This is a genomic window from Mycobacterium sp. NTMscope_MAC_12 (assembly GCF_976985675.1).
This window is the reverse complement of the sequence record NZ_CDRJYY010000001.1, coordinates 2288112-2312536: the sequence shown is the minus strand read 5'-3', so window position 1 is coordinate 2312536 and position 24425 is coordinate 2288112. Positions and strand designations below refer to the sequence as shown.

Below are 24425 nucleotides of genomic sequence, written 5' to 3'. Positions count from 1 at the left end.
TGCCGCTCGCTGTCCGGCCTTTACTTGAGGTCGAACCGGTCGCTGTTCATGACCTTCACCCACGCCGCGACGAAGTCCTCGACGAACTTCCCGTGGGCGTCATCCTGGGCGTAGACCTCGACCAGTCCACGCAGCACCGAGTTGGAGCCGAAGACAAGGTCATTCGCGGTCGCGGTCCACTTGAGCGCGCCGGAAGCCCGGTCGTGTCCCTCGTAGACGTTCTCCGCGGTCTCCGACGCCTTCCACTCGGTGCCCATGTCGAGCAGGTTGACGAAGAAGTCGTTGGTCAACGCGCCCGGCCTGTCGGTGAACACGCCGTGCTTGCTGCCGCCGTGGTTGGCGCCGAGGGCACGCAGGCCCCCGACGAGCACCGTCATCTCCGGACCGGTCACGCCCAACAGGTACGCCCGCTCCAGCAGCAGCTGCTCCAGCGGAGCCTTCTCGCCCGGCCGGATGTAGTTGCGGAACCCGTCGGCCCGCGGTTCGAGCACCGCGAACGACTCCACGTCGGTGCTCTCCTGCGAGGCGTCGGTACGCCCCGGCGCGAAGTGCACCGAGATCTCGTAGCCGGCGTCCTTGGCGGCCTTTTCGACGGCGGCCGAGCCCGCCAGCACGATCAGGTCGGCCAGCGAGATCTTCTTGCCGCCGGATGCCGAGGCGTTGAAGTCCTGCTGGATCTTTTCCAGCACCGGCAGCACCTTGTCCAGCTCGGAGGGCTCGTTGGCCTCCCAGTTGCGCTGCGGCTGCAGGCGCAGCCGACCGCCGTTCGCTCCGCCGCGCTTGTCGGTGTTGCGATAACTCGCCGCCGCCGACCAGGCCGTTTTGACGAGCTGCGGAATGGACAGCCCGGAGTCGAGCACCTTTTTCTTCAGCGCCGCGACGTCGTTGTCGTCGACGAGTTCGTGGTCGACGGCGGGGACGGGGTCCTGCCAGAGCTGCGGCTCGGCGACCCACGGGCCCAGGTAGCGGGTGATCGGGCCCATGTCGCGGTGCAGCAGCTTGTACCACGCCTTGGCGAACGCGTCGGCGAGCTCCTCGGGATGGTCCAACCAGCGCCGCGTGATGTCGGCGTAGATCGGGGACTCCCGCAACGAGATGTCGGTGACCAGCATCGTCGGGGGGCGGCCCGCACCGCCGAACGGGTCGGGGATCGTGCCCGCTCCCGCACCGTCCTTGGCGGTGAACTGCCACGCCCCGGCGGGGCTCTTGGTCAGCTCCCATTCGTAGCCGTACAGCGTCTCGAGGAAGCTGTTGTCCCACTTCGTCGGGGTGGGCGTCCAGACCACCTCGAGGCCGCTGGTGATCGCATCCTTGCCCGAACCGGTGCCATACGAGCTCTTCCACCCGAGCCCCTGCTGTTCGATCGGGGCGGCCTCCGGCTCGGGACCGACCAGGTCGGCGTCGCCGGCGCCGTGGGTCTTGCCGAAGCTGTGACCCCCGACGATGAGCGCGGCGGTCTCCTCGTCGTTCATCGCCATCCGGCCGAACGTCTCGCGGATGTCGATCGCCGCGGCGATCGGATCGGGCTTGCCCTCCGGGCCTTCGGGGTTGACGTAGATCAGGCCCATGGTCGTCGCGCCGTAGGGCTGCGCGAGATCGCGCTCACCCGAGTAGCGCTTGTCGGTGCCCAACCATTCCTCCTCTTCTCCCCAGAGGATCTCTTCGGGCTCCCAGACGTCTTCGCGACCGAAGCCGAAACCGAAGGTCTTGAAGCCCATCGACTCCAGGGCCACGTTGCCGGCGAAGGTGATCAGGTCCGCCCAGGAGAGTTTGTTGCCGTACTTCTTCTTGATCGGCCAGAGCAGCCGTCGGGCCTTATCCAGGCTGGCGTTGTCCGGCCAGCTGTTCAGCGGGGCGAAACGCTGCATGCCCTGGCCGGCGCCGCCGCGGCCGTCGTGAATGCGGTAGGTGCCCGCGGCGTGCCAACTCATGCGGATGAACAGGCCGCCGTAGTGGCCGTAATCGGCGGGCCACCAGTCCTGCGACGTGGTCATCAGCGAGATCATGTCGGCCTTGAGCTCGTCGACGTCGAGCTTGGCGAACTCCGCGGCGTAGTCGAAGTCGTCCCCGAGCGGGTTGGACTGCGGCGAGTGCGGGTGCAGCCTGGAGACGTCGACCTGGTCGGGCCACCAGTCCTGGTTGGTCAGCGGGGCGTGGGCCTTCGGCTGCGGTGAAGGGATTGCTGGGTTTTCGCTCTCGCTCGTGCTAGCCGTCCCGCCGGCCGGTTGGGGTGGGCGGCTACCGGATGTATCAGATGACACAGCATTCCTTTCGAGGGTGGGTGAATCGGGCTGCGATCACGGGGCGTGATCTAGGAGCCTGCAGTCGAGCAATCGGCGCACAGGCCCCAGTAGATGACTTCGGCCTCGTCGAGAACGAAGCCATCAAGAACGTTGTCGTCGTCGGACGGTGTCAGGCACGGCGCCTCCCCGACGGCGCAGTCGATGTCGCCGATGATCCCGCAGGACCGGCACACGACGTGATGATGGTTGTCGCCGACCCGCGACTCGTAGCGCGCGACCATGCCCAACGGCTGGATGCGCCGGACCAGACCCACGGTGGTCAGCGCGTTCAGAACGTCGTAGACGGCCTGGCGCGACACATCGGGAAGCCCCATCCGGACCGCGGAGAAGATCGTCTCGGTGTCGGCGTGCGGGTTGGCGTCCACGACTTGCAGCACGGCAACCCTGGGGCGGGTGACCCGCAGATCGGCCATCCGCAACCTGTCCGCGTAATCGGCCGTCGATGACACCGCACCAATATGACGCACTTATCTGGAACGAGTCAAGAGTTTCTTGTGAAGTGGAGCACAATTTCGGGTGACCAATGGGCTGCGTCACTTTGCAGCCACGGCGCGCCGGCGTCAGGTGGGCTTGAGCGCGCTGCCTTCGCGCCACTGGTCCCAGCTGAGCGTCCAATCGCCGTTTTGCTCCAGCGCCAGCGGCGGCCCGCCGCTGTTGCGGACCTCGACCACGTCGCCGGGCACCGAAAAGTCGTAGAACCATTTCGCGTTGTCGGCGTTGAGGTTCAAGCACCCGTGCGACGTGTCGCGATGTCCCTGGGCCCACACCGTCGCCTCGAGCTCATGCAGGTAGATGCCGTCCGTGCTGATCTTGGTGGCGTAGTTGATGGTTTCGCGGTACCCGAGCCGGGAGTTTTTGGGCAACCCGAACGTCGAGGAGTCCATGACCACGGGATTGCCCTTGCCGAGCACGGTGTAGACGCCCGGCGGGGTCCACAGCGAGATCTTGCGGCCGCCGACATCTTCGGTGCCGCCCATTCCCATGCTGGTGGGCATCGTGCGCACCAACGCTCCGTTGTTGAAGACGCTGACCTGTTTGGTGGCGTCGTCGGCGATGGAGACGTGCGCGTCACCGATCCGGAACGAGACCCGGCTGTCGGTTTGGCCGAATAGCCCGTCGCCCAAGGCGATTCCGTAGACTTGCGCCTCGGCCGTGATCTGCGTACCCGGGGCGTAGTAGTGCTCCGGTCGCCAGTGCGCGTTTTGGCCGTCGACCCAGAACCACGACCCCTGGACCTTCGGGGTGGTGGTCACGGCCAGGCGTCGCTCGGCGGCGGCCCGGTCGGCGATCTGCTCGTCGAAGTGCGCGACGATCACCGTTCCGACACCGTAGGTGCCGCCGTCGCGCAGCGGGGCCTCCGCCGTGGTGGTGAACGACACCTTGGTCTGGTTGGACGGTCGCAAGGTAGTGAACGTCGAGACTTGTTTGGCCGCAACGCCATTGGTGCCACGGCTGGTGACCGTCAGCGTGTATGTGCGCCCGTATCCCAACGGGACGGTGGGCTTCCACACCAGGTTGTCCGGGGTCATGACGCCCTGGACCGAGGTGCCGGCCTCGTTGACCATGTCGACACCGGCCAGGGTGCCCACCTCGGCTTTGACCATGACGGGGGCGACGGGGTCGACATCGTGCGCGTCGGGGCCGGGGGTGAACGTCACTTGCGCCGGCCCGGGCGCCGTCGCGGCGGTTCCGGGGTGATGACCCCGCGCCGCGATCTGGATCGAGCCGACCACCCCGACGACTACGAACACGGCCAGCAGCAGCCGGCGGGACCAACGGATTGTCATGGTGTGCACCTGATAACCCCCGCAACGCTCTCGTAAACGTGGGGTGCCCTGCGCCCTTGGATGCGGGCCGTCGCCCGGGCCGTGAGAGATCATGGCTTCATGGCCGACGACGAACTCGACGATCTCTATGACGTGCCGCCCAAGGATTTCACGGCGGAGCGCGCCAGGTTGACCGCGGCGGCCAAGCAGCGCGGTGACGACGACGCCGCCCAACGCATTTCGGCGGCCAACAAACCGACGACGGCGGCGTGGATCGTCAACCGGCTGGCCCTGCGGCGCAAGGACACCCGGGAGCGTCTGGCCGACCTCGGTGAGCGGTTGCGAGCCGCGCACGCCGCGATGGACGGCGCACGCATCCGCGACCTGTCGGCCGAGCAACGCACGCTGATCGACGAACTCACTCGCGACGCGCTACACGTCGCCGATGTGAAACAGCCATCGGCGTCCGTGCGCGAAGACCTGACCAGCACGCTGCAAGCCGCCATCGCCGACCCGCAGGCGAGGGCGCGGCTGGGCCGGCTGACCCGGCCCGAGCAGTGGTCGGGCTTCGGCGCCTTCGGTGACGCGGCGCCGGGATCGTCGCGCAAGAAATCCCCGAGCCGGCGCGGCGAGAAGCTCGGCGCGGCCGTCGCCGCCGCCGAACGGGCGATAGCCGAGGCCGACGACCGGTTGACCGAGCGGGAAGCCCAGCGCGATGAGGCCCGGCAGCGCCGCGACGACGCCGCAAGGGCGCTGCGGAGAGCCGAGCGGGAACTCGCCAGCGCCGAACACGACTACGACAAGGCCAAGGAAGCCAGCCGAGCCGCCGCCGACGCGCTTAAGGAGGCGAAAGCCCGGTTGACGCAGGGGTGAGCCGCGCGGCGTTTCCCCGTGCCGGGTTGGGGTATCAGCACAGCCGTGACTTCTTTGTGGATGACCGACCGAACCGAACGGCCTTGGGCGGCAAGCCCGCTTGACCGGGGCCCCGCATCCGCCGATGTCATCGTCGTGGGCGCCGGCATCACCGGCCTGATGACGGCGGTACTGCTGGCCCGCGCGGGCAAGGACGTGCTGGTGCTGGAGGCGCGCACGGTGGGTGCCTGTGCGACCGGCAACACGACCGCCAAAATCAGCCTGCTGCAAGGTAGCCAGCTGTCGAAGGTGCTGCCGCGGCACGGCAGGGATGTGGCGCGCGCGTACGTCGACGGCAATCGCGAGGGACAGGAATGGGTGCTGGGCCACTGCGAGGCGCACGGGGTGGCAGTGCAGCGCGAGGATGCCTACACCTACGCCCAGTCGGCTCGGGGTGTGCCGTCGGCGCGCGCCGAACTCAAGGCGTGCCAGGCGGTCGGCCTGCCGGCGGTGTGGGAAGACGATGCCGACTTGCCGTTCGAATATCACGGCGGCGTGCGGCTGCCCGACCAGGCGCAGTTCGACCCCATGCCCTTCCTCGACTCGTTGGCCGTCGAGTTGCTCAATCGCGGTGGGCGGCTGGTCGAGCACACCCGGGTGCGGCGAGTCTCCTCGCGCGGCAAGGGGGTGCGGGTGCACGTCAACGACGCCGCCCAGCAGGACGTCGAACTCCAGGCCGGCCAGCTGGTGCTTGCCACCGGGATCCCGATCCTGGATCGCGGTGGCTACTTCGCGCGGGTCAAACCCAGCCGGTCTTACTGCCTGGCCTTCAAGGTCCCCGGCAACATCACCCGGCCGATGATGATCACCACCGACTCGCCGACACGTTCGGTGCGCTACGCGCCGGTCGCGGACGGCGAGCGGCTGATCGTGGGGGGAGCCGGCCACACCGTCGGTCGCGAGAAGAGCCCGTCCGAAGCGCTCGACGAACTGGCCGAGTGGACGCGCAAGCACTATCCCGGCGCCGTGCAAACCCATTTCTGGTCCGCGCAGGACTACACGCCCATCGACCATCTGCCCTACGTGGGTCCCATCCTACCGAACAACGAAAGCATCTTTGTCGCAACGGGTTTCAACAAATGGGGCATGACCAACGGGGCCGCGGCCGCCTTGGCGCTGTCGAGCCGGATGCTGGGCGGGCGGATGGACTGGGCCCGCGCGTTCGCCAGCTGGAGCCCGCACGAGCTGACGGGCTTGGCGACGGCCCTGCAGGCCAACCTCGAGGTCGGCTTCAACTTGACCAAGGGCTGGATCACCCCGGCGACACGCATCGGGCGCCGCAGCCCCGTCGACGGGGAAGGCGGCGTGGTGAGCGGTCCGCCGTGGCACCTGGAAGCCCGCTGCCGCGTCGACGGTGTCGAGCACCGCGTCTCACCGGTGTGCCCACACCTCGGTGGGATCGTGAACTGGAACGACGCCGACAAGGCGTGGGAATGCCCGCTGCACGGGTCGCGCTTCGCGCCCGACGGCACCTTGTTGGAAGGTCCGGCTACGCGCGACCTGACCGCATAGGCCGCAACCGATCTCAGCCGGTCTTCGCAAAGACGAGCCAGCGCAGCTCGATCGGGCAGTCGTCTCGCTCGACGTCGAACACGTCGATGCCGGTGGCCCATCCCTCGAACCACCCCGTGGGCGGCCACGCCTCGGCGGGCAACCGCGCCTTCTCGTATGCGTAGGCGGAGTCGTCGGCAACGGGCTCGAGAGGCAGCCCGGCCGCCGCGTCTTTCACCTCGTCTCGGGTGAAGATCATGCTGTTGCACTGTTGGCTGAGTTGCACCGCGGCGGCGTCGGGCGCGTAGCCCTCACGGGCCAGGAAGGTGTTGAAGACCAGGTGCCCACCCGGCGCCAGACATTCCGCGGCGAGCTCGAACATGCCGCGCAACTCGTGCGGAGTTCGGAAGTCGGGTACCACCTCCGAGAGCACCATCAGGTGGTAGTCCGCGTGCGCACCCTCCATCGCCGTGAACACGTCGCTTTGGATGACGTTCACGCGCAGCGCTGCACTGTCGGCTTCCGCGCGCATGACGTCGGCGAACTTCGGGGTCATCTCCACCGCATCAACCGGGTGACCGCGGCGGGCCAGGGCCAGGGCGTTGCGTCCGGTGCCCGCGCCGACGTCGAGCACCCGAAAGGCGGTGGGGTCGGCCGCTTGCGCGGCGAGATCCAGCACCCGCGCGTCCGGCTCGGTGCCGAACAGCGGCGGCGGGCGCGCGGCAACCCACTGCTCGTAGTCGGCCTCGATCGTCCGCGCGTCGGCTTGGACGCGGAAGTTCACGCCGCCCGACCCGAACGGGGAGTGGTAGGCGATGACCACGTCGGAGCGGGGGGAGGCCTTGAACGCCTTCGCCAACTCGACTTCCAGCGCGGCCCGCAGCTGCGCGGACTGTTCGGGGGTGTACCAGACGCCCAGCGTGGCGCAGACGTTGCCGCACAATTGCACGTACTCGTCGATCAGGCCCGGCACGGCCGGCACCCTGATCTGGCCCTCGGCCGACGACCGGCGATACATCCGCCGGATGAGCGCTTCGCGCAGCATCAACGGATCGAATGATCCATCCGGCGGTTCCTGCACCAGAACCTTCTACACGACATGGCGGCTTTGCACCACTGGCCTGCGCCGGTCAGTCCGGCCGCGCCGTGCGGGCGGCGTCTTCGAGGAGATCGGCGGCGCGGGCAACGCTCTGGGCGGGTTTTGTCATTTGGGTGGCGACCTCGCGGGCTCGGCCGAGATAGCGCGCGTCGAGCACGCAGCGCAGGTCCGCGGCCAGTGAGTCCAGGGTGGACTCTGAGAACGCCCGCGCTACGCCGACTTCCAATGCGCTGACGGCCTCGGCCCACATCGGCTGATCGAGCCAGAGCCACAGAATCAGCATGGGCACTCCGGCCCGCAAACCCGCGGCGGTGGTGCCGGCCCCCCCGTGGTGCGCGATCGCGCGGCAGGCCGGAAAGACGGCGGCGTGATTCACCGCCTCCACGATCTTGACGTGATCAGACGGCGGGATGCGGGTGAAATCGTTTGGGCCGCTGCAGATCAACGCCCGCTCGCCCAGGCGCGCACAGGCCGCGCTGATGACGGCGACCGTTTCGGCGGGGGAGGTGACGGGGGTGCTACCGAACCCGAAGTAGATGGGCGGGGCCCCGCCGGCGATCCAGGACAACACCTCGTCGTCGGCATCGCCGGGCATGCCCAGCGTCAGGGAACCGACGAACGGCCGTCGGTACTGCGGGGTGGCCCACCGCTTTGCCAGCTCGGGCACGCACAGCTCGTCATAGGTTTGCACCTCGAGCGTCGGCCCTGTCGACGGTGCGGCTGCCGCGGGCAAACCGAGCGCTGTACGTTGTGCGGCTTCGGCCGCGCTCGTGACGTGGGACTGTAACCAGCCGAGCTCCAGGGCGTCGGCGGGGAAGAAGTGCAGCGCGGCCAGCGGAATGCCGAAGCGCTCAGCGACGTTGGCGGCGAGCCGCTGCTCGTTCATGCCCGCCACCAGGAGGCCGGCATCGGCTGCCAGCGAGGCCAGCGTCTCGCTCTTTTCCGTCCAGATCTGGGTGACACGTTCGATGAGTTGGGGCAAGACGCCGATCGGCTCCTGGACGTTGCGGACGAAGTCGGTGGCCGTATCGAGCTGCTCGCGGCTGTCGGGCCCGTAGGCGACCGCGGCCAGCCCGGCCGACTCGGCCAAGGCGAGCTTGTCGGGCGGCACCGCGATCACGACGTCGTGGCCCCGGTGTTGCAGCTCCCGCGCGACGGCGGCGCAGGGTTCGACGTCGCCGCGACTGCCGTAGGCGGCCAGCACACATTTCATGAAAGGACCTCGCTCACGGTGGTGCCACAAATCCAAGCAGAACCGTCGACGCCTAACCCGCTGGGCATGAGACAGCCGTCTGACCACCGCTTTTATCGCCGCTCGGGAGATACGGGCCGCGCCGGGCCGATGGACGAAACCCTCGCGTCCCACTGAGAACGGGCTGAAAAGGATTTGCGCACCACGCGGATAACCCTTGTGAGTTTCCTGAGTCATGCGCCGGTAACCTATCGTTAACCCATCGCAACAACTTCGCTGTATTCGTTAACGTTGGGCCACACCTGCAAACGTGTGAGGCCGACCCCTCAGCAGTCGGGACGGTCTCATTAGGTCGCCTTTCTTCGCGGTACCGGCACTGCCCGAAGGATTGCGATTTGTTTGCTGTTCGGCTGGCTACCCCCATACGACGCGCACCGGAGCCGTCGATGCCCTCGCGGCCATGAGAGCGATCGGAGGAGAACGTGGACTTCGCAGTACTACCGCCGGAGGTCAACTCCGCGCGGATGTACGCCGGTCCGGGGTCGGGACCCATGCTGGCCGCCGCCATGGCCTGGGACGAATTGGCCGCCGCGCTGCAGTCGACGGCGGACTCCTACCAGGCGGAGATCACCGCCCTCACCTCCGGCCCGTGGGTCGGCCCGTCGGCAGCGACCATGACCGCGGCGATCGCCCCCTATCTGGAGTGGATGCGGACCACCGGCGCCCAGGCCGAAGAAACCGCCACCAAGGCCCGGGCCGCGGCGTTCGCCTACGAGACGGCCTTCGCCCAGACGGTGCCGCCCCCCGTGATCACGGCGAACCGCACCCTGCTGGCGTCCCTCGTCGCGACGAACTTCCTCGGGCAGAACACGCCGGCGATCGCCACCACCGAGACCGAGTATGCGGAGATGTGGGCGCGTGACACCGCGGCGATGTTCGGCTACGCGGGTTCCACGGCGTCGGCGACCACGCTGACACCGTTCGTCCAGCCGGATCAGACCACCAACCCCGGGGCCGACCAATCCGGAGCCGTAGCCCAGGCCACCGGCACCGCCGCCGGGAGCACACGCAACGCGGTTGCCCAGCAACCGTTCTCGGCGGTACCCAACATGTTGACCAGAGCCGCGGTGACTCCAGGCGCCATCGACCCGTCGCCGGTGGAAGCCCTGGACGTGGGTGCCGACCTCATCACGTATTTTCTGGATGCGCCGGGCAGCTTGGTCACGTTCTTTGTCGATGCACCCGCGGCTACGATTGCCCTTCCCTACGACATCGCCGGTGCCCTGACCGGTTTCCACACCGATGACATCGTCAGCGGCTGGGCCGGGGTGCAGTCCTTCCCGGGGATGGGCGCGGTTCCGCCATCGCCATTCCCCGTCATCACGAACCCGGCGGGTGGATTCGGAACTCTGGCGTCAGCGGGGCTCGGTGAGGCCAACACCGTCGGCGGCCTGTCGGTACCGCCCGGGTGGACGGCCGCCGCCCCGGCGATACGGCCGGCCGCCCTGGCGTTGCCGGCGACCAGCGCCGGCGCCGCCGCTGAAGCCGCCGCCGCAGCCGCCCCCAGCGGCACCGGAAGTCTGTTCGGCGAGATGGCGGTGGCGAGCATGGCCGGGCGCGCGATGGCCGGCACGAGCGCGATGGGTCGGGAGCGAAGCCGGGCCGAGACGGCGAAGGCCGGGCGCGACCCGAAGAAGAAAGACAAGACGGACGAATCCGCAACGACCCCTCAGGTGTCGGCGGGGGGACCGATCACGAGCATCGCCGCCGAGCTGCGCGAGCTGGCGTCGCTGCGCGACGCCGGAATCCTGACGCAGCAGGAATTCGAAGAGCAGAAAAAGCGCCTGCTTCCTGGCTGATCCGACCGACCATCGCCCTTGCCGCCCGCGCGTATAGATCAGTGGTGACGCGCTCCGGTTTGAGGCACAGTGGGCAGTGACGCTCGAGTGAAGGTGCCTATGGAGAAGTCGTCGGCCGGCCACGGCCCCGGTGCCGTGCAGATGCGCGTGGCGGCGTTGCTCCGCTACCCGGTGAAGTCCATGCTCGGCGAAACGCTCGATGCCCTGTCGGTCGACGAGCGTGGTGCCGAGGGCGACCGGCGGCTGGCACTCGTGGACGGCGAAACCGGCCACGTGGCCAGCGCCAAGAATCCACGGCTCTGGCGGAACCTCTTGACGTGCACCGCCCACGCGGGCGCCGAGGGCGTGAGCATCAGGCTGCCCGACGGGACGAACGTGGCCTTCGACGACCCCGGTGTCGACGAGCTGATCTCCCGATTGACCGGACGACCGGTCCAACTCGTGGCCCAGCGGCCCGAGGGGGCGACGCTGGTCCGCCCCGATCCGGAGAAACTGCTCGAACTCGGTCTCGACGCCGAGGTCGACGGCCGTATCCTGCGGATCGCCCAGGCCACCCCGGGGGACTCGTTCACCGACGAAGCCCCACTGCACGCGATCACGACGGCAACCCTCGAGCACATCGGTGTGGAGGCTCTGCGGTACCGGCCGAATCTGGTGATCGCGACACCGCCGGACTATCCGCCGTACGCCGAAAACGACTGGGTCGGAAGCGATATCACCGTCGGTGAGGCGCGACTGCGGGTGCTGACCGCCACCTCCCGGTGCGTGGTTCCCACGCTCGAACACGGCGCGCTGCCGCGGGCCCCGCAGGCGCTTCGCATCCCCGCGAAGGAAAACCGGTTGAACACGGGCGGTCACGGGGCGCAGGCCTGCGCGGGCGCCTACCTCTCGGTGGTCACCAAAGGCGTTATCCGCGTGGGGGATCCGGTCAGCATCCAGCCGTAGCCACGGCCGTCGCCCACCCAGATTGCGCAACGCCGTGTCGAGTTCTTCGGCTTGCTCGGCCAGCTCGCGCCAGCCGGCGACGGTCACACTCCTGGCCGCATCGCCACCCGGATGCAGTTGTCCTTCTTGTTCTTGAACAAGTCGTAGGCCCGTACGCCCTCGTCGAGCGGCACGTCGTGGGTGATCAGTTTCGCCGGGTCGAGGTCGCCCTGCTCGACGTAGTCGAAAAGCCGGGTTATGTAGTTGATCACCGAATGGCCGGCGGGCCAACACTTTCCGTGTGGACCACCGCGTTCATGTCTCGCGGTCGCCCGGGGTGTCCTTAGTTTTCCGAGTTCGGTGTGGGGCTTTGCGCGGACTCCCACTTCGCCTCGAGGGACCTTTCCACCGCGGTGCCGGCGGCCACGTCGAGCTGAAAGGTCTCCCCGCTGTCGCTTTCCAGCGTGACGAGGTATCCCGCATCGGTGGAGTCTTTGAACACGACTTTGTAGGGCTGTGCACCGGAGCCGCGGTCAACGGCGATGATGTCGCCAGGGGTGACGTCGTCGATGAGGTCGTTACCGGAGGCTTTGGACATACCGTCGACCGTAGCCGATGTCCGTCCGCCGCCGCCGAGGCCAGGTCAGGGCTGCAGGAATGCCTTGATCGCACGCCGCTCATCCATGGCCCGGTAGGCCTCGGCGACTTGTTCAAGGGGCAGGCGCAGGTCGAAAACCTTGCCGGGATTGATGCGCCCGTCGAGCACCGACTCGATCAGGTCGGGCAGGAAGTGCCGGACCGGGGCGGGACCACCGCGGAGCCCGACCTGCGTCCTGAAGAGTTGCTCGCCGGTGATGCTGACGTCGTGGGGGACGCCCACGAATCCGACGAAGGCGCCGGGGCGGGCGGATTGGATGGCTTGCTGCATGGATTGGCCGGTGCCCACGCATTCCAGCACGGCGTCGGCGCCGACGCCTTCGGTCATGTCCTTGATGACGGCGACACCGTCGTCGCCGCGCTCGGTGACGATGTCGGTGGCGCCGAACTCGCGCGCCAGCTTCTGTCGGGGCTCGTGGCGGCTCATCGCGATGATCCGCTCGGCGCCCTTTTCGCGGGCGGCCAGCACCGCGCACAATCCGACCGCGCCGTCACCGACGACGGCCACCGTCATGCCGGGAGCGACGTTGGCCGCTTCGGCGGCGAACCACCCGGTCCCCATCACGTCCGACAAGGTCAGTAGGTCCGGAATCGAGTCCTGGTCGGGTTGGTCGGGGAGTGCGACCAGGCTGCCGTCGGCCATCGGGATGCGCACCAACTCCGCTTGGCAACCGCTCATCAGCACCCCATGCACACACGAGGTTTGAACTCCGTTGCGGCAGTTCGGACAGGTGCCGTCGGACGCGAAAAAGGATCCGATGACGAACTCGCCGGGCTTGACCGAGGTGACCTCGCTACCAACGGCTTCGACGACGCCGCAGTATTCGTGACCGAACGGCTTGGGCTCGGGAACGGGGTTGATGCCGCGGTAGTCCCAGAGATCCGAGCCGCAGACGCAGGTGGCGGTGGTGCGGACGATGGCGTCGGTCGGGGCGACGATCTCGGGATCCGGGATGTCCTCGAAACGGACATCGCCGGCGCCGTAAATGACAGCTCCTCGCATAATGCCTTCCCTCTCGCGGCGGTGGCGGCCGACCTACCCAAATCGATGGGTTTCAACCGCGCCTGGACGCCATTGATGTTCCGCATCCGTCGAGTTGGACTCGATGGCCATGCCGGCAAGGGTAACGCCACGCCCGTCTTTCGCGCACGGCAAGGAGCCTTTGCGGCGAAAGATGTTGAGGCAGTTACCGATTCACGACCGCCGACCGCGGCGATGACGTCCTGGCGATCAGTGACCCAGTTCACGTCGTGTTTGATCGGCCGGGTCCGTGGAATCCCCATGCGTGAACGAACGTTCTTGGCCAACGCCTCAAGGAGATTTCGATGAGTAAGCACAACAAGGCCGACGAAGCGCGTAGGGGCCTGATCGATTCGGTCAAAGGCAAAGCCAAAGAGGTCGTCGGCGCCGTCACGGGCAATGATTCGCTGACCGCCGAAGGGCAGCTCGAGCAGACGCAGGCGCACGAGCGCAAAGAAGCGAACGCAACCGAGGCGGTCGCCGAGGCCCAGGCCCAGCAAGCGCGGGATGACGCGGCCGAAGCGAAGGCGGACGGCGCCCAGCAACGCCTGGCGGCGAACGCCCACGCGGTTGCCGCGGAGGACTCGATCGAAGCCCGACAGGCCGCTCAGAAGCGCGCGGCCGACCAGGCAGCGCAACGAAGCGCCGCCTCGGAACAAACTCGGGCTGAGCTCGACGCACAGCAGCAGATACAGCGGGCCCGGGCCGACGAGCGAGAGGAAATCGGTGAGGCGACGCAGGACGTCGTCGATGCCGCCGCCCAGCATCAAACCTCGGTGCAGGTGGCCGCCAACGAAAAAGCGGAGGCCGATCGCCTTCGCCACCATGCCCGGAACGTGTCCGACGAAGCCGACCTGCCCTGAGGGCGGGCCACGTACAGGAGAAGATGATGAAGATATCCGACGCCCCGTTGGCAGTTCTGCGGTTTCACTACCAACTCGCCCGGTTCCCCTTGCAGTTGATCGAGGATCGGGTCGTCACCCGGATCCCGGCGGAAGCGCGTGCGCGACTGCTCTATGAGCGCTCGCTCGGCATGCTTGACAGCACGGTCGGGAATGCGCTCGGCGACCCGCAGCTGGTCGAGCGGGGAACAGCGCTCGTCGAACGCAGCGACGCGCTGGGACGTGCCGCGCAGCTGGACGCGACCGCCGCGGTCAGGAAGAAGGAGGCCGACGCGAAGTTGACGGCTGCTCGTGACGAGGCGATCGAGGAACGTCAGGAAGCGCAGGCGGCAACGGCTCAGGAGATCGCGCAGGCGCGCAACGCCGCCGAGGACCGCAAAAGGCAAGCGGCACAGTCGGCCCAGAAGAAGAGCGCCTCGGCGAAGCAGCGCGTCGACGAGGTGGCCACCAAGCAGAAGGACGCGGTCGAATCGGCCAAACGACAGGTGGAGAACAGGACTCAGGCCGCCGAGCGCGCCGCGTCCAAGGCTTCCGCCGCCAAACTCGATGAGGCCGAGGACAAGCTAGGCGAGGCCGCCGACAAGCGCGCCGAAGCGGATCGTGTCGCGGAATTGGCGGCCGCCGAAAAGCAAGAACGGCAGGAGCAGCGGGCGAACGACTGACCGCGGCTCAGGTGCGCGGCGCAGTTTGGTTGACCTTGTCGGCCGCGAACGTCGCGGCCTGGGCGGTCATCCCGGCGTCGATGTAGGACACGTGCGCCATGATGTTGCCGCCGCCGGAGCAGATCGGGTCATCGGGGGCGCACAGGCTGATGGTCTTGGCGCCGTAGGCCGGATTGATCGTCGGGAGCGGTTGGCCGCCCCACAACATGGTGGAGAAGCCGCTGGTGGGTTCGCCGAAGAGGGCGACGGCGGTCACATGATCGGCCGCCGAGGCGGGCAGCGAGTTGGTGGCGAGGTCGATCACCGTCGAGCCCTGCGAGTATCCGCCGAGCACGATCCGGGAGTTCGGGCAGTTGGCCACGGTGTCCTGGATGTGAGCGCTCGCGTCATTGGCGCCGGCGTTCGCGCTGTTGTGGTAGTCGTCGTTGGCCGGGTAGTTGACGGCGTAGACGTCGACGGACCGTCCGCCGAGCTGCGACGTGAGCGAGTCGACGAATGCCTGGCCGATGTTGCCGAGGCCGGGCTCCTGGTGGGTGCCGCGGGCGAAGACCACCGAGACGTCCGAGCATGGATCGGCGGCCGCGGTAGGAGCACCGATGGGTGCACTCAGCGCCGCCCACGCCGTCACCATCGAGATACCAACGAAGCGAGCAAGTCTGCGTGCATTCATCCCCGAATCCTGACACATGCTCCGCCCCGACGGTGGCGGTGGCCGGTTCTGCGGGATCCGTGACGCGTCAGCGGCCACGCCACTGCGGTTTGCGTTTCTCACCCCACGCCCGCAGACCCTCCGCCACGTCTTCGGTCGCGCCGGCCACCTTGCGCATGGTCTCCCCGAAGCGCACCGACTCGATCCAGCCCATGTCCGCGGTCCGCCAGGCCACCTCCTTGGTCGCCCGCTGGGCCAAGGGCGCGGCCTCGGTGAGGGTGCGGGCCCAGGCCTGCGCTTCGGCCTGCAGTTGGTCGGGCTCGACGAGTCTCCAGACCAGGCCGACCTCTTTCGCCCGCTCGGCGCTCATCGGTTTCCCGGTCAGCAGCAGTTCCATGGCGTTGGCCCAGCCCACCCGCTGCGGCAGCCGGATCGCCCCGACGATGGTGGGCACCCCGATCGAGACCTCGGGGAAACAGAAGGTGGCCTCGGTGCTGGCGATGACGAAGTCACAGAACAACACGCCGGTCACGCCGTAGCCGATGCAGGGACCGTGCACGGCGGCGATGGTCGGCTTGAAGAGTTCCATGCCGCTCTCGAACGAGTTGATTGTCGGTTTCTCCCAGAAGGTGCCGCCGAACGTGCCGACGGAGCCCTCGCCGTCCTTGAGGTCGCCGCCGGCGCAGAAAACGCTGCCGTTGGCCGTCAGGATCCCGACCCAGGCGTCCAGGTCGTCGCGGAAACGATCCCAGGCGGCGTTGAGGTCCTGGCGCAGCGCGCCGTTGATGGCGTTGCGCGCCTCCGGGCGATTCAGGGTGATGGTGGCGACGTGATCGTGCAGCTCATAGGTGACCAGGCTCATGACTGCAGACTATTGCGCCGGGCACAGCGAGCACGCCATCAGCCGGGGGCGAACCGTCCTCATGGCGCGCGGGAGTGGTGGGAGTCGTCGGAAACCCCAAGGCGCCCAATGGCCTTCGCGGGCATCCGCTTGACGTCATCGAACCGCACGCTGACACGCTCGAAGGCCTTGACGCGTTCGGCCTTGACTTTCTTGGTGTAGGTCCTGCGGTCGGCCGGTGTGAGGTCCGCGTCGTCGCTGAACGCGCTGAGCAGCGCGCGCGGGTACAGCTTGTCCACCAAGACGACGTTCACCTCGGCGCACAGCACCAGCGCCACCGACGCGAGGAACAGAAAGGCCAACGCCCCCAACACCAGTGCGAACACACTGTTGGTCGCGCTGGCCCGCTTCACGGTGTGCGCAACGTAGCCCGCCCCGAACCACTGCAGCATCTGCCAAATCAAGGCCGCGGCGACCGCGCCGGGCAACACCTGCCGGTAGGTCAGTGCCCGCGCGGTTGTCACGCGGAAAGCTACCAGGCAGATCAACGCGTTGATCGCGACGGCGGCGAGTGCGAGGCCGACGGTTTCGGCGATGCCGACGGCGCCGGCGGCGTGTCCGGCCGCGGCCAACACGGTGGCTGCGATGGCCGCCGAACCGAGCACCAACAGCAGCAGGGCGCTCCGCAACCGGGACCGAATGGGGTTGGGCCGCTTGTGCTTCGGGACCGCCCACACCGAATCCATCGCGTTCTGCAGCGCCTGTCCCACGCCCAGCCCGCCGTAGAGCGCCCCGAGCAGGCCCACGACTACGCCCACCGTGCCCCCGCTGAGCCCCTCCGGGTGATGCAGCTGGCTGCCGAGGACCGGGAACTGGCTCAGCGTGCTGTGCAGCACCTGCGCCTGTAGATCGGGTCGGCCGGCCAGCACCACTCCCAGCGCGGTGGTCAGCAGCAACAGCAGCGGGAACAGGGATACCAGGCCGTAGTAGGTGAGCAGTGCGGCGAGGTAACCGCCTTGGTCGTCGTTGTATTTGTAGATGACGGCGACGATCACGCCGACGGTTCGATTCCGCCGCTGCAGCTCGTCTAACCAACCGACCATCGCCGATCACGTCCCCCGCACAAGCCCACAACAATTCGCTCGCGAGGTCATACCCGAATTCGGCTGCCGTCAATCGTGCTGGTCGCCGTGGGGTTTTGGGGCGCCGCCCGGGTGGGTGCCTATCGTGTGCGGGGTGGCCGAACCGTCTGTAGCGCAGTTGCGCAACGAGCTCGACGGCCTGACCTTGCGCGACGCCGCCCGCATCGGCAGGCGCCTGAAGAGCCTCCGCGGCGCCCCGCCCGAGAAGCTGCGGCGGCTCGCCGACGAGATCGCGGCGGCGCGGCCGATCGTCGCGGCCCGCCGCGCCGCCGTCCCGAACGTCTCCTATCCCGACCTGCCGGTCAGCGAACGGCGGCAGGAAATCGCCGATGCGATCCGCGCGCATCAGGTGGTGGTGATCGCGGGGGAGACCGGGTCGGGCAAAACCACCCAGTTGCCCAAGATCTGCCTGGAGGCAGGCCGCGGCATCCGCGGAACCATCGGGCACACCCAACCCCGCCGGCTGGCCGCGCGCACCGTCGCCCAGCGCATTGCCGACGAGCTGGGCAGCCAGCTCGGCGAGACCGTCGGCTACACCGTGCGGTTCACCGACCGGGTCAGCGACCGCACGCTGGTCAAGCTGATGACCGACGGCATCCTGCTCGCCGAGATCCAGCGCGACCGCCGCCTGCTGCGCTACGACACCCTGATCCTCGACGAGGCCCACGAGCGCAGCCTGAACATCGATTTCCTGCTCGGCTATCTGCGCGAGTTGTTGCCGCGCCGGCCCGATTTGAAGGTGATCATCACGTCGGCCACCATCGAGCCGCAGCGCTTCGCCGCACACTTCGGCGGCGCGCCGATCATCGAGGTGTCCGGGCGGGCGTACCCGGTGGAAATCCGCTATCGGCCACTGGAAGTCCCTGTGCCGGTTGGATCTGACGATGATCCCGACGACCCCGACCACGAGATCGTCCGCACCGAGACCCGCGACGAGGTCGAGGCGATCGTCGACGCCATCGGTGAACTGCAGGCCGAGCCGCCCGGGGACGTCCTCGTCTTCCTCTCGGGTGAACGCGAGATCCGTGACACCGCAGAGGCTTTGAGTGGTCTCAAGCACACCGAGGTGCTTCCGCTGTACGCCCGGCTGCCCACCGCCGAGCAACAAAAGGTGTTCGGGCCGCACACCGGCCGCCGCGTCGTGCTGGCGACCAACGTCGCCGAGACGTCGTTGACCGTGCCGGGGATCCGCTACGTCATCGACCCGGGCAACGCCCGGATTTCGCGCTATAGCCGCCGCCTGAAGGTGCAGCGTCTACCGATCGAGCCCATCTCCCAGGCGTCCGCGGCGCAGCGCGCCGGCCGGTGTGGCCGGGTCGCGCCCGGTGTCTGCATCCGGCTGTACTCCGAGCAGGACTTCGCGTCCCGGCCGCGCTACACCGAGCCCGAGATCCTGCGGACGAACCTCGCCGCCGTGCTGCTGCAGATGGCGGCGCTGCAGCTCGGCGACATCGACGAGTTCCCCTTCCTCGATCCGCCGGACCGGCGCAGCATCAGTGACGGCGTGCAACTGCTGCAGGAGCTCGGCGCGTTCGACGGCCAGGGCGCGATCACCGAGCTCGGCCGCCGCCTCGCCCGACTGCCCGTCGACCCGAGGCTGGGCCGGATGATCCTGCAGTCCGAGACCGAGGGGTGCGTGCGCGAAATGCTGGTACTGGCCGCCGCGCTGACCATCCCGGACCCGCGGGAACGGCCGAGCGACCGCGAGGAGGCCGCCCGCCAACAGCACGCCCGCTTCGCCGACGAGCACTCCGACTTCATGTCGTACCTGCGCCTGTGGAGCTATCTCCGCGAACAACGGAAAACGTTATCCGGCGACGCGTTTCGGCGGATGTGCCGCTCCGAATTCCTGCACTACCTGCGCATCCGCGAATGGCAGGACCTGGCGGGGCAGCTGCGCGGCATCGCCCGCGACCTGGGGATCGTCGAGGACACCTCCGACGAGCCCGCCGATCCGGCCCGGGTGCACGCGGCGCTGGTCGCCGGGCTGCTGTCGCATGTGGGCATGCGCCGCGAGGACACGCGCGAGTATCTGGGCGCGCGTAACGCGAACTTCGTGCTGGCGCCCGGCTCGGCGCTTACCAAACGGCCGCCGCGTTGGGTCGTGGTGGCCGAGCTGGTCGAGACCAGCCGCCTGTACGGGCGCACGGCCGCGCGCATCCAGCCGGAGGTCGTCGAGCGGGTCGCCGGCGACCTGGTGCAGCGCACCTACAGCGAGCCGCATTGGGACGCCAAGCGCGGCGAGGTGATGGCCTACGAGCGGGTGACCCTGTATGGGCTACCACTGGTGGCGCGCCGCCGCGTCGGGTACGCCCGCATCGAGCCGGTGCTGGCGCGGGAATTGTTCATCCGGCAGGCCCTGGTGGAAGGGCAGTGGCAGACCCGCCATCACTTCTTTCGCGACAATGCCCGGTTGCGGGCCGAGCTCGAGGAGCTCGAGGAGCGCGCCCGCCGCCGCGACCTACTAGTGAGCGACGACGACGTCTACGCGCTCTACGACGCCCGCATCCCCGCCGAGGTGGTCTCGGCGCGGCATTTCGACGCGTGGTGGAAACGCCAGCGGCACAAGACACCCGAGCTGCTGACCTTCACCCGCGCCGAGCTGTTGCGCACCGACGACAAGGCCGACGTCGATCGGCCCACCACGTGGCGGACGGGCGACGCCGCGCTGCCCCTGACCTACCGGTTCGAGCCGGGAGCCGCCGACGACGGGGTCACGGTGCATGTACCGATCGACGTGCTGGCGCGCTTGGGTGGCGACGAGTTCGCGTGGCAGGTGCCCGCGTTGCGCGAGGAACTGGTGACCGCGCTCATCCGCTCACTGCCGAAAGACCTGCGCCGCAACTTCGTTCCCGCCCCCGACACGGCCCGCGCGGTGCTGGCCGCGATCGACCCGGCCGGCGAGCCGCTGCTGCCGGCGTTGCAGCGCGAATTGCGCCGTCGCACCGGGGTTTCGGTACCCGTCGACGCGTTCGACCTGGACAAGCTGCCGCCGCACCTGCGGGTGACGTTCGCGGTGGAGTCCGCCGACGGCGTTGAGGTCGCCCGCGGCAAGGATCTGCGCCAGCTGCAGGAACGCCTTACGGCGCCGGCCCGCCGAGCCGTCGCGCACGCGGTCGCCGCCGAGTTGGAGCGCACGGGATTGCGCACCTGGCCCGACGATCTCGACGAACTGCCCCGCGTCGTCGAGCGCGCGATCGAGGGACGCACGGTGCGGGGCTTTCCCGCGTTCGTCGACACCGGCGGCGCCGTCGACCTGAAGGTGTTCGCGACGTCGGAGGAACAGGATCGGGCGTTGGGCCCCGGCCTTCGGCGGCTGGTCCGGCTCAGCGTCCCCTCTCCAGTGAAAGCACTTGCGCGTCAACTTGATCCGCGCACCCGATTGACGCTCGGCGTCAACCCCGACGGCGACCTGCCCGCCCTGCTGGAGGACTGCGCCGACGCCGCGGCCGACGCGCTCATCACGGCAACGGCGTGGACACTGGGGGAGTTCATCGCATTGCGGGAACGGGCGGGAAAGACCTTGGCGCCCATGACCGCCGAGATTGTGCGGGGAGTCGAGCGCGTGCTGGCCGCCGCCCAGGAGGTGCAACTCGTGCTGCCCGCCAACCCGTCGCCCGCGCAGGCCGACGCGGTCGCCGACGTGCGCGCCCAGCTGGACCGGCTCTTGACGCCCGGCTTCGTCACCGCCACCGGGCGCGCGCACCTCGCCGATCTCACCCGCTACTTGGTCGCGATCCGTCGCCGCCTGGACGCGCTCGCCCGTGGCGTTCAGGCCGATCGGGAGCGCATGGATCGGGTGCACATCGTGCAGGATGCCTACGACGAACTGCTGCGTGAGCTGCCGCACGCGGCGAAGACGGCCGCCGATGTCCGCGATATCGCCCGCCAGATCGAGGAACTCAGGGTGAGCCTGTGGGCCCAGCAGCTCGGCACGCCGCGGCCGGTCAGCGAGCAGCGGATCTACCGCGCCATCGACGCCGTCCGCGATCGTTCCTGATTCTTTTCCCCGCCACTTTCAACCTATAGCGCACCCGGGGGCTTGCCGCAAGACCCGGGTGTTGGCGCAAAATCGCTGTCCGAAACCGAAATTCGGGAGGAACGGGGTGGCGAAGTGGGTGTTACGCATAGGTCGGAGGAGTCGCGTGGCGAAATCGAACATGGGGTGCTCATCGCTGGCGGCGGCCCGACGGGGCTGATGCTGGCCGGCGAATTGGGTTTGGCCGGGGTCGACGTCGCGATCGTCGAGCGGCGCGCCAACCAGGACCTGATCGGCTCGCGCGCCGGCGGCCTGCACGCCCGCACCATCGAAATCCTCGACCAGCGCGGCATCGCCGACCGGTTCTTGTCGCAGAGTCAGGTGGCGCAGGTGGCGGGTTTCGCCCAGATTCGGCTGGACATCAGCGACTTTCCCACCCGCCACCCTTACGGACTGGCGCTGTGGCAGAACCAGATCGAACGAACTCTGGCCGAGTGGGTCGGCGAGCTCGGCGTGCGGATCTACCGCGGCCGGGAGGTCGCGACTCTCACCCAAGACGACACGGGCGTCGACGTCGTGCTCTCCGATGGCCGGGCGATGCGGGCGGGATATCTCGTCGGGTGCGACGGCGGACGCAGTGTCGTTCGCAAAGCGGCCGGCATCGAATTTCCGGGGTGGGATGCCACGACGAGCTATCTGCTTGCCGAGGCCGAAATGGATTGCAAGGACGGCCAATCCCCACCATGGGGTATCCGCCGGGACGCGCGCGGTGTCCATGCCCTGTCCAGCACCGAGGAGGGCGGACCGGTGCGGATCATGGTTACCGAACAGCACCTTCGAACCGGGGGCGAACCCGCACTGCACGAGTTGAGCCACGCGCTCGTCGCCGTCTACGGGACGGATTACGGAATCCACAGTCCCCGTTGGGTTTCGCGATTCACCGATGCCGCCCGGCAGGCCGCATCCTATCGCGACCGACGCGTGCTGCTGGCCGGCGATGCCGCCCACGTCCACCACCCGGTGGGCGGGCAGGGGCTGAACACCGGCGTCCAGGATGCGGTGAACCTGGGGTGGAAGCTGGCCCAAGTGGTCAACAAGACCTCGCCCGACAGCCTCCTCGACACCTATCACACCGAACGGCACCCGGTCGCCCAACGGGTGCTGCGCAACTCGATCGCGCAGCTGGCGCTCCTTCGTGCGGACGACGGCACCGAGGCCGTGAGAGACAGCATGTGCGAGCTGCTGGGCATGGAGGAGCCCCGCAAACGGTTCGCCGCGATGATGTCCGGACTGGACATCCGGTACGACCTCGGGCAGGGGCACCCGCTTCTGGGGCGCCGCATGCCCGACCTGGACCTGGTCACCGCTGACGGTCCGCTGCGGGTGTTTGCCCTGCTGCGCGGTGGCCGGCCCGTGCTGCTCAATTTCGGCCAGGCCGGGTGCATCGACCTCGCGCCGTGGGCGGGACGGGTGCGCGTGGTCGACGCGAAACACGCTGGGGATTGGGAACTTCCGGCGCTGGGGACGGTGAGCCCGCCGGCCACGGTGTTGGTTCGGCCGGACGGACACGTTGCGTGGGTCGGCGAGGGGCCCGACCCAGCGCTTCGTGATGCCCTCAGCGTCTGGTTCGGACCACCCGCGGGGTGACGGGCGCGGGTCGCGAGCCGGCGAATCGGTGACTTGTTTTGCCCCGCGCACGGTGTATCGTGCGTGTTCCTTGATCATGAGCAGGAAGCACGCACCGTGGACATGGCAAGCGACCAATCGTCGACACCGCCGCTGAATTGGGCCGAAGCCCAACCCCTGCTGAGGCCGGTGCTGCGGCCGCAAAGCTACGCCAATCAACTGGTCAACACCGGGGCGCAGCCCTGGGTGCGCCCGGTGTTCCCGCACATCAACGAGATGGTCGTCGTCGACCTGCCCACGGTGCGGGCCATGGTGACGACGGCCGAAACCGGCGCGTGGGGCATCACCGGCGATCAGGCGTTCGCGGTGGCCCGGGAGAATCTGACCGCGCGGCAGCAGAGCTTCACACCGGGCGAAAAGTACCTGTTGAAGGACGACGACGGCGCCAGCTACGTCGACTCGATGATTTTGGCCGCGGGGTGGCTGGGTTCGCTGGCGGTAGCGGGCGGGCCTCGACCTCTGGTGTTCTTCCCCGGGGACGGGGCGTTGGTGCTGGGCACCGACGCCCCGGACGAGGTGCCCGAGCTCTTCGAGGCCGCCGAGCAGCTGTACCTCGAGGCCGAACAACCCGTCTCGCCCCAGGGCTACACCATCGAGGGCGCCGTCATCGTCCCGTTCGACCAGGCCGGCCCGCACCCGCTGCGCAGTTTTGGCCTGACGGCTCGAAGCCTTTTGGCCGCAAGGGAATACCAATATCAGACCGAATATCTGCGGGCGCATTACGAGCGCGAACTATTCCCGCAATACGTCGGCGAGGCGCAGGTGATTGACACTCCGTGGGGGCGGCGCACGACGACGGTTTGGGGGGAGGGCCCGGCCTGGGAGCTGCCGCACACCGATTATGTGACGTTTCTCATCGGCGATCCGGCGAACGTGTCGGACAAGTTCGCCGTGCCGTTCGCCACGGTGGTCGACGTGGTGGGCATCCTTCCCGTTGCGGGGATCACCCCCGTGCGATTCCGCGCCAACGAGTGGCCGGCGGCGGAAACGCTGGCGACGTTGAAAGCTCACGCCGTAGATCTGCCGAGCGGATGACCCGCTAGTCCGGCGGCTCGGTTTCCGAGCCTCGGACGGCGGCATGCTCCCGGTCGCTGGGCTTACCGGGGACGTCTTCGGCTTCGCGGTCCTCGGCGACCTTCTCCTCGAGCCGATCGACGATGTTCTCCAGCTCCTGAGCGCGGCTCAATGGGTCTTTGTCGGGTCTTGTCATGTCGCTTTCCGTTGGCTTGGTGAGGGGCGAACCCCGATGCCGGGAGCCCGCCGCTATCCCATACCCGATCGTGCGATCGCTAACCGAGCCGGCGGGCAGGGGACATAGGCGACAGAGCGCCGCGACGGTG

Annotated in this window: 20 protein-coding genes and 1 pseudogene; 9 read left to right on the top strand and 12 right to left on the bottom strand. The window is 68.4% G+C overall.

Features of this window, described 5'->3' with window-relative positions; genetic code table 11:
• Positions 1 to 20: 20 nt before the first annotated feature.
• The 3 genes from katG to AC0KS4_RS10595 form a co-directional block, all read right to left on the bottom strand.
• The gene (gene katG / locus AC0KS4_RS10605; RefSeq protein ID WP_225329289.1) at positions 21 to 2261 is read right to left on the bottom strand and encodes a catalase/peroxidase HPI; all 2241 of its coding nucleotides are present in this window, start codon (positions 2259 to 2261) and stop codon (positions 21 to 23) included.
• A 50-nt stretch (positions 2262 to 2311) separates the two neighbouring features.
• Complete coding sequence (locus tag AC0KS4_RS10600) at positions 2312 to 2752, bottom strand: Fur family transcriptional regulator (protein ID WP_238955816.1); 441 nt, start codon at positions 2750 to 2752, stop codon at positions 2312 to 2314.
• 111 nt (positions 2753 to 2863) lie between these two features.
• Positions 2864 to 4090: a L,D-transpeptidase gene (locus AC0KS4_RS10595; protein ID WP_238955815.1), complete on the bottom strand. Its 1227-nt coding sequence runs from the start codon at positions 4088 to 4090 to the stop codon at positions 2864 to 2866.
• A 99-nt stretch (positions 4091 to 4189) separates the two neighbouring features.
• Here AC0KS4_RS10595 and AC0KS4_RS10590 point away from each other — a divergent pair, with 99 nt between their 5' ends.
• Both AC0KS4_RS10590 and AC0KS4_RS10585 read left to right on the top strand, forming a co-directional pair.
• Entirely contained in the window at positions 4190 to 4942 is a 753-nt protein-coding gene (locus tag AC0KS4_RS10590) for a hypothetical protein (RefSeq protein WP_238955814.1), read from the top strand.
• 60 nt (positions 4943 to 5002) lie between these two features.
• Entirely contained in the window at positions 5003 to 6493 is a 1491-nt protein-coding gene (locus tag AC0KS4_RS10585) for an FAD-dependent oxidoreductase (RefSeq protein ID WP_238955813.1), read from the top strand.
• 13 nt (positions 6494 to 6506) lie between these two features.
• On the opposite strand, the gene AC0KS4_RS10580 is transcribed toward AC0KS4_RS10585, so the two are convergent.
• Both AC0KS4_RS10580 and AC0KS4_RS10575 read right to left on the bottom strand, forming a co-directional pair.
• Positions 6507 to 7553 carry a class I SAM-dependent methyltransferase gene (locus tag AC0KS4_RS10580; protein WP_238955812.1) on the bottom strand — a complete coding sequence of 349 codons (1047 nt, stop codon included), beginning with the start codon at positions 7551 to 7553 and terminating at the stop codon, positions 6507 to 6509.
• A 49-nt stretch (positions 7554 to 7602) separates the two neighbouring features.
• A complete protein-coding gene (locus AC0KS4_RS10575; protein WP_238955811.1) occupies positions 7603 to 8784 on the bottom strand; it encodes a glycosyltransferase in 1182 nt (393 codons plus the stop codon).
• A gap of 461 nt (positions 8785 to 9245) precedes the next feature.
• On the opposite strand from AC0KS4_RS10575, the gene AC0KS4_RS10570 reads away from it, so the two are divergent.
• Both AC0KS4_RS10570 and AC0KS4_RS10565 read left to right on the top strand, forming a co-directional pair.
• Entirely contained in the window at positions 9246 to 10622 is a 1377-nt protein-coding gene (locus tag AC0KS4_RS10570; RefSeq protein ID WP_238955810.1) for a PPE family protein, SVP subgroup, read from the top strand.
• A 99-nt stretch (positions 10623 to 10721) separates the two neighbouring features.
• On the top strand, positions 10722 to 11567 hold the full coding sequence (locus tag AC0KS4_RS10565) for an MOSC domain-containing protein (protein ID WP_238955809.1): 846 nt from the start codon (positions 10722 to 10724) through the stop codon (positions 11565 to 11567).
• Between the two features lie 83 nt (positions 11568 to 11650).
• Here AC0KS4_RS10565 and AC0KS4_RS10560 read toward each other — a convergent pair.
• The 3 genes and pseudogenes from AC0KS4_RS10560 to AC0KS4_RS10550 form a co-directional block, all read right to left on the bottom strand.
• Positions 11651 to 11809: pseudogene (locus tag AC0KS4_RS10560) on the bottom strand (glutathione-dependent formaldehyde dehydrogenase); the annotation flags it as partial.
• 80 nt (positions 11810 to 11889) lie between these two features.
• The gene (locus AC0KS4_RS10555; RefSeq protein WP_225328885.1) at positions 11890 to 12144 is read right to left on the bottom strand and encodes a hypothetical protein; all 255 of its coding nucleotides are present in this window, start codon (positions 12142 to 12144) and stop codon (positions 11890 to 11892) included.
• A gap of 45 nt (positions 12145 to 12189) precedes the next feature.
• Positions 12190 to 13206: a zinc-dependent alcohol dehydrogenase family protein gene (locus AC0KS4_RS10550; protein WP_238955808.1), complete on the bottom strand. Its 1017-nt coding sequence runs from the start codon at positions 13204 to 13206 to the stop codon at positions 12190 to 12192.
• A gap of 323 nt (positions 13207 to 13529) precedes the next feature.
• Between AC0KS4_RS10550 and AC0KS4_RS10545 the strand changes: the two genes are divergently transcribed.
• Positions 13530 to 14087: a CsbD family protein gene (locus AC0KS4_RS10545; protein ID WP_238955807.1), complete on the top strand. Its 558-nt coding sequence runs from the start codon at positions 13530 to 13532 to the stop codon at positions 14085 to 14087.
• A 26-nt stretch (positions 14088 to 14113) separates the two neighbouring features.
• Positions 14114 to 14788: an IF2 family translation initiation factor gene (locus AC0KS4_RS10540; RefSeq protein WP_238955806.1), complete on the top strand. Its 675-nt coding sequence runs from the start codon at positions 14114 to 14116 to the stop codon at positions 14786 to 14788.
• Positions 14789 to 14795: 7 nt separating this feature from the next.
• On the opposite strand, the gene AC0KS4_RS10535 is transcribed toward AC0KS4_RS10540, so the two are convergent.
• The 3 genes from AC0KS4_RS10535 to AC0KS4_RS10525 all read right to left on the bottom strand — a co-directional run bounded on the left by AC0KS4_RS10535 (position 14796) and on the right by AC0KS4_RS10525 (position 17381).
• Positions 14796 to 15458 (bottom strand): cutinase family protein, encoded by a 663-nt coding sequence (locus tag AC0KS4_RS10535; RefSeq protein WP_238955805.1) that lies wholly within the window; start codon positions 15456 to 15458, stop codon positions 14796 to 14798.
• Positions 15459 to 15525: 67 nt separating this feature from the next.
• On the bottom strand, positions 15526 to 16299 hold the full coding sequence (locus AC0KS4_RS10530) for an enoyl-CoA hydratase/isomerase family protein (RefSeq protein WP_225328890.1): 774 nt from the start codon (positions 16297 to 16299) through the stop codon (positions 15526 to 15528).
• Positions 16300 to 16358: 59 nt separating this feature from the next.
• The gene (locus AC0KS4_RS10525; RefSeq protein WP_238955804.1) at positions 16359 to 17381 is read right to left on the bottom strand and encodes a YhjD/YihY/BrkB family envelope integrity protein; all 1023 of its coding nucleotides are present in this window, start codon (positions 17379 to 17381) and stop codon (positions 16359 to 16361) included.
• A gap of 133 nt (positions 17382 to 17514) precedes the next feature.
• Here AC0KS4_RS10525 and hrpA point away from each other — a divergent pair, with 133 nt between their 5' ends.
• The 3 genes from hrpA to AC0KS4_RS10510 all read left to right on the top strand — a co-directional run bounded on the left by hrpA (position 17515) and on the right by AC0KS4_RS10510 (position 24120).
• A complete protein-coding gene (gene hrpA / locus AC0KS4_RS10520) occupies positions 17515 to 21420 on the top strand; it encodes an ATP-dependent RNA helicase HrpA (RefSeq protein WP_238955803.1) in 3906 nt (1301 codons plus the stop codon).
• 153 nt (positions 21421 to 21573) lie between these two features.
• Complete coding sequence (locus AC0KS4_RS10515; protein WP_472408544.1) at positions 21574 to 23046, top strand: FAD-dependent monooxygenase; 1473 nt, start codon at positions 21574 to 21576, stop codon at positions 23044 to 23046.
• A gap of 96 nt (positions 23047 to 23142) precedes the next feature.
• Complete coding sequence (locus AC0KS4_RS10510) at positions 23143 to 24120, top strand: DUF1444 domain-containing protein (protein WP_238957278.1); 978 nt, start codon at positions 23143 to 23145, stop codon at positions 24118 to 24120.
• A 4-nt stretch (positions 24121 to 24124) separates the two neighbouring features.
• On the opposite strand, the gene AC0KS4_RS10505 is transcribed toward AC0KS4_RS10510, so the two are convergent.
• Positions 24125 to 24295 (bottom strand): hypothetical protein, encoded by a 171-nt coding sequence (locus AC0KS4_RS10505; protein ID WP_238955802.1) that lies wholly within the window; start codon positions 24293 to 24295, stop codon positions 24125 to 24127.
• Positions 24296 to 24425: the final 130 nt, after the last annotated feature.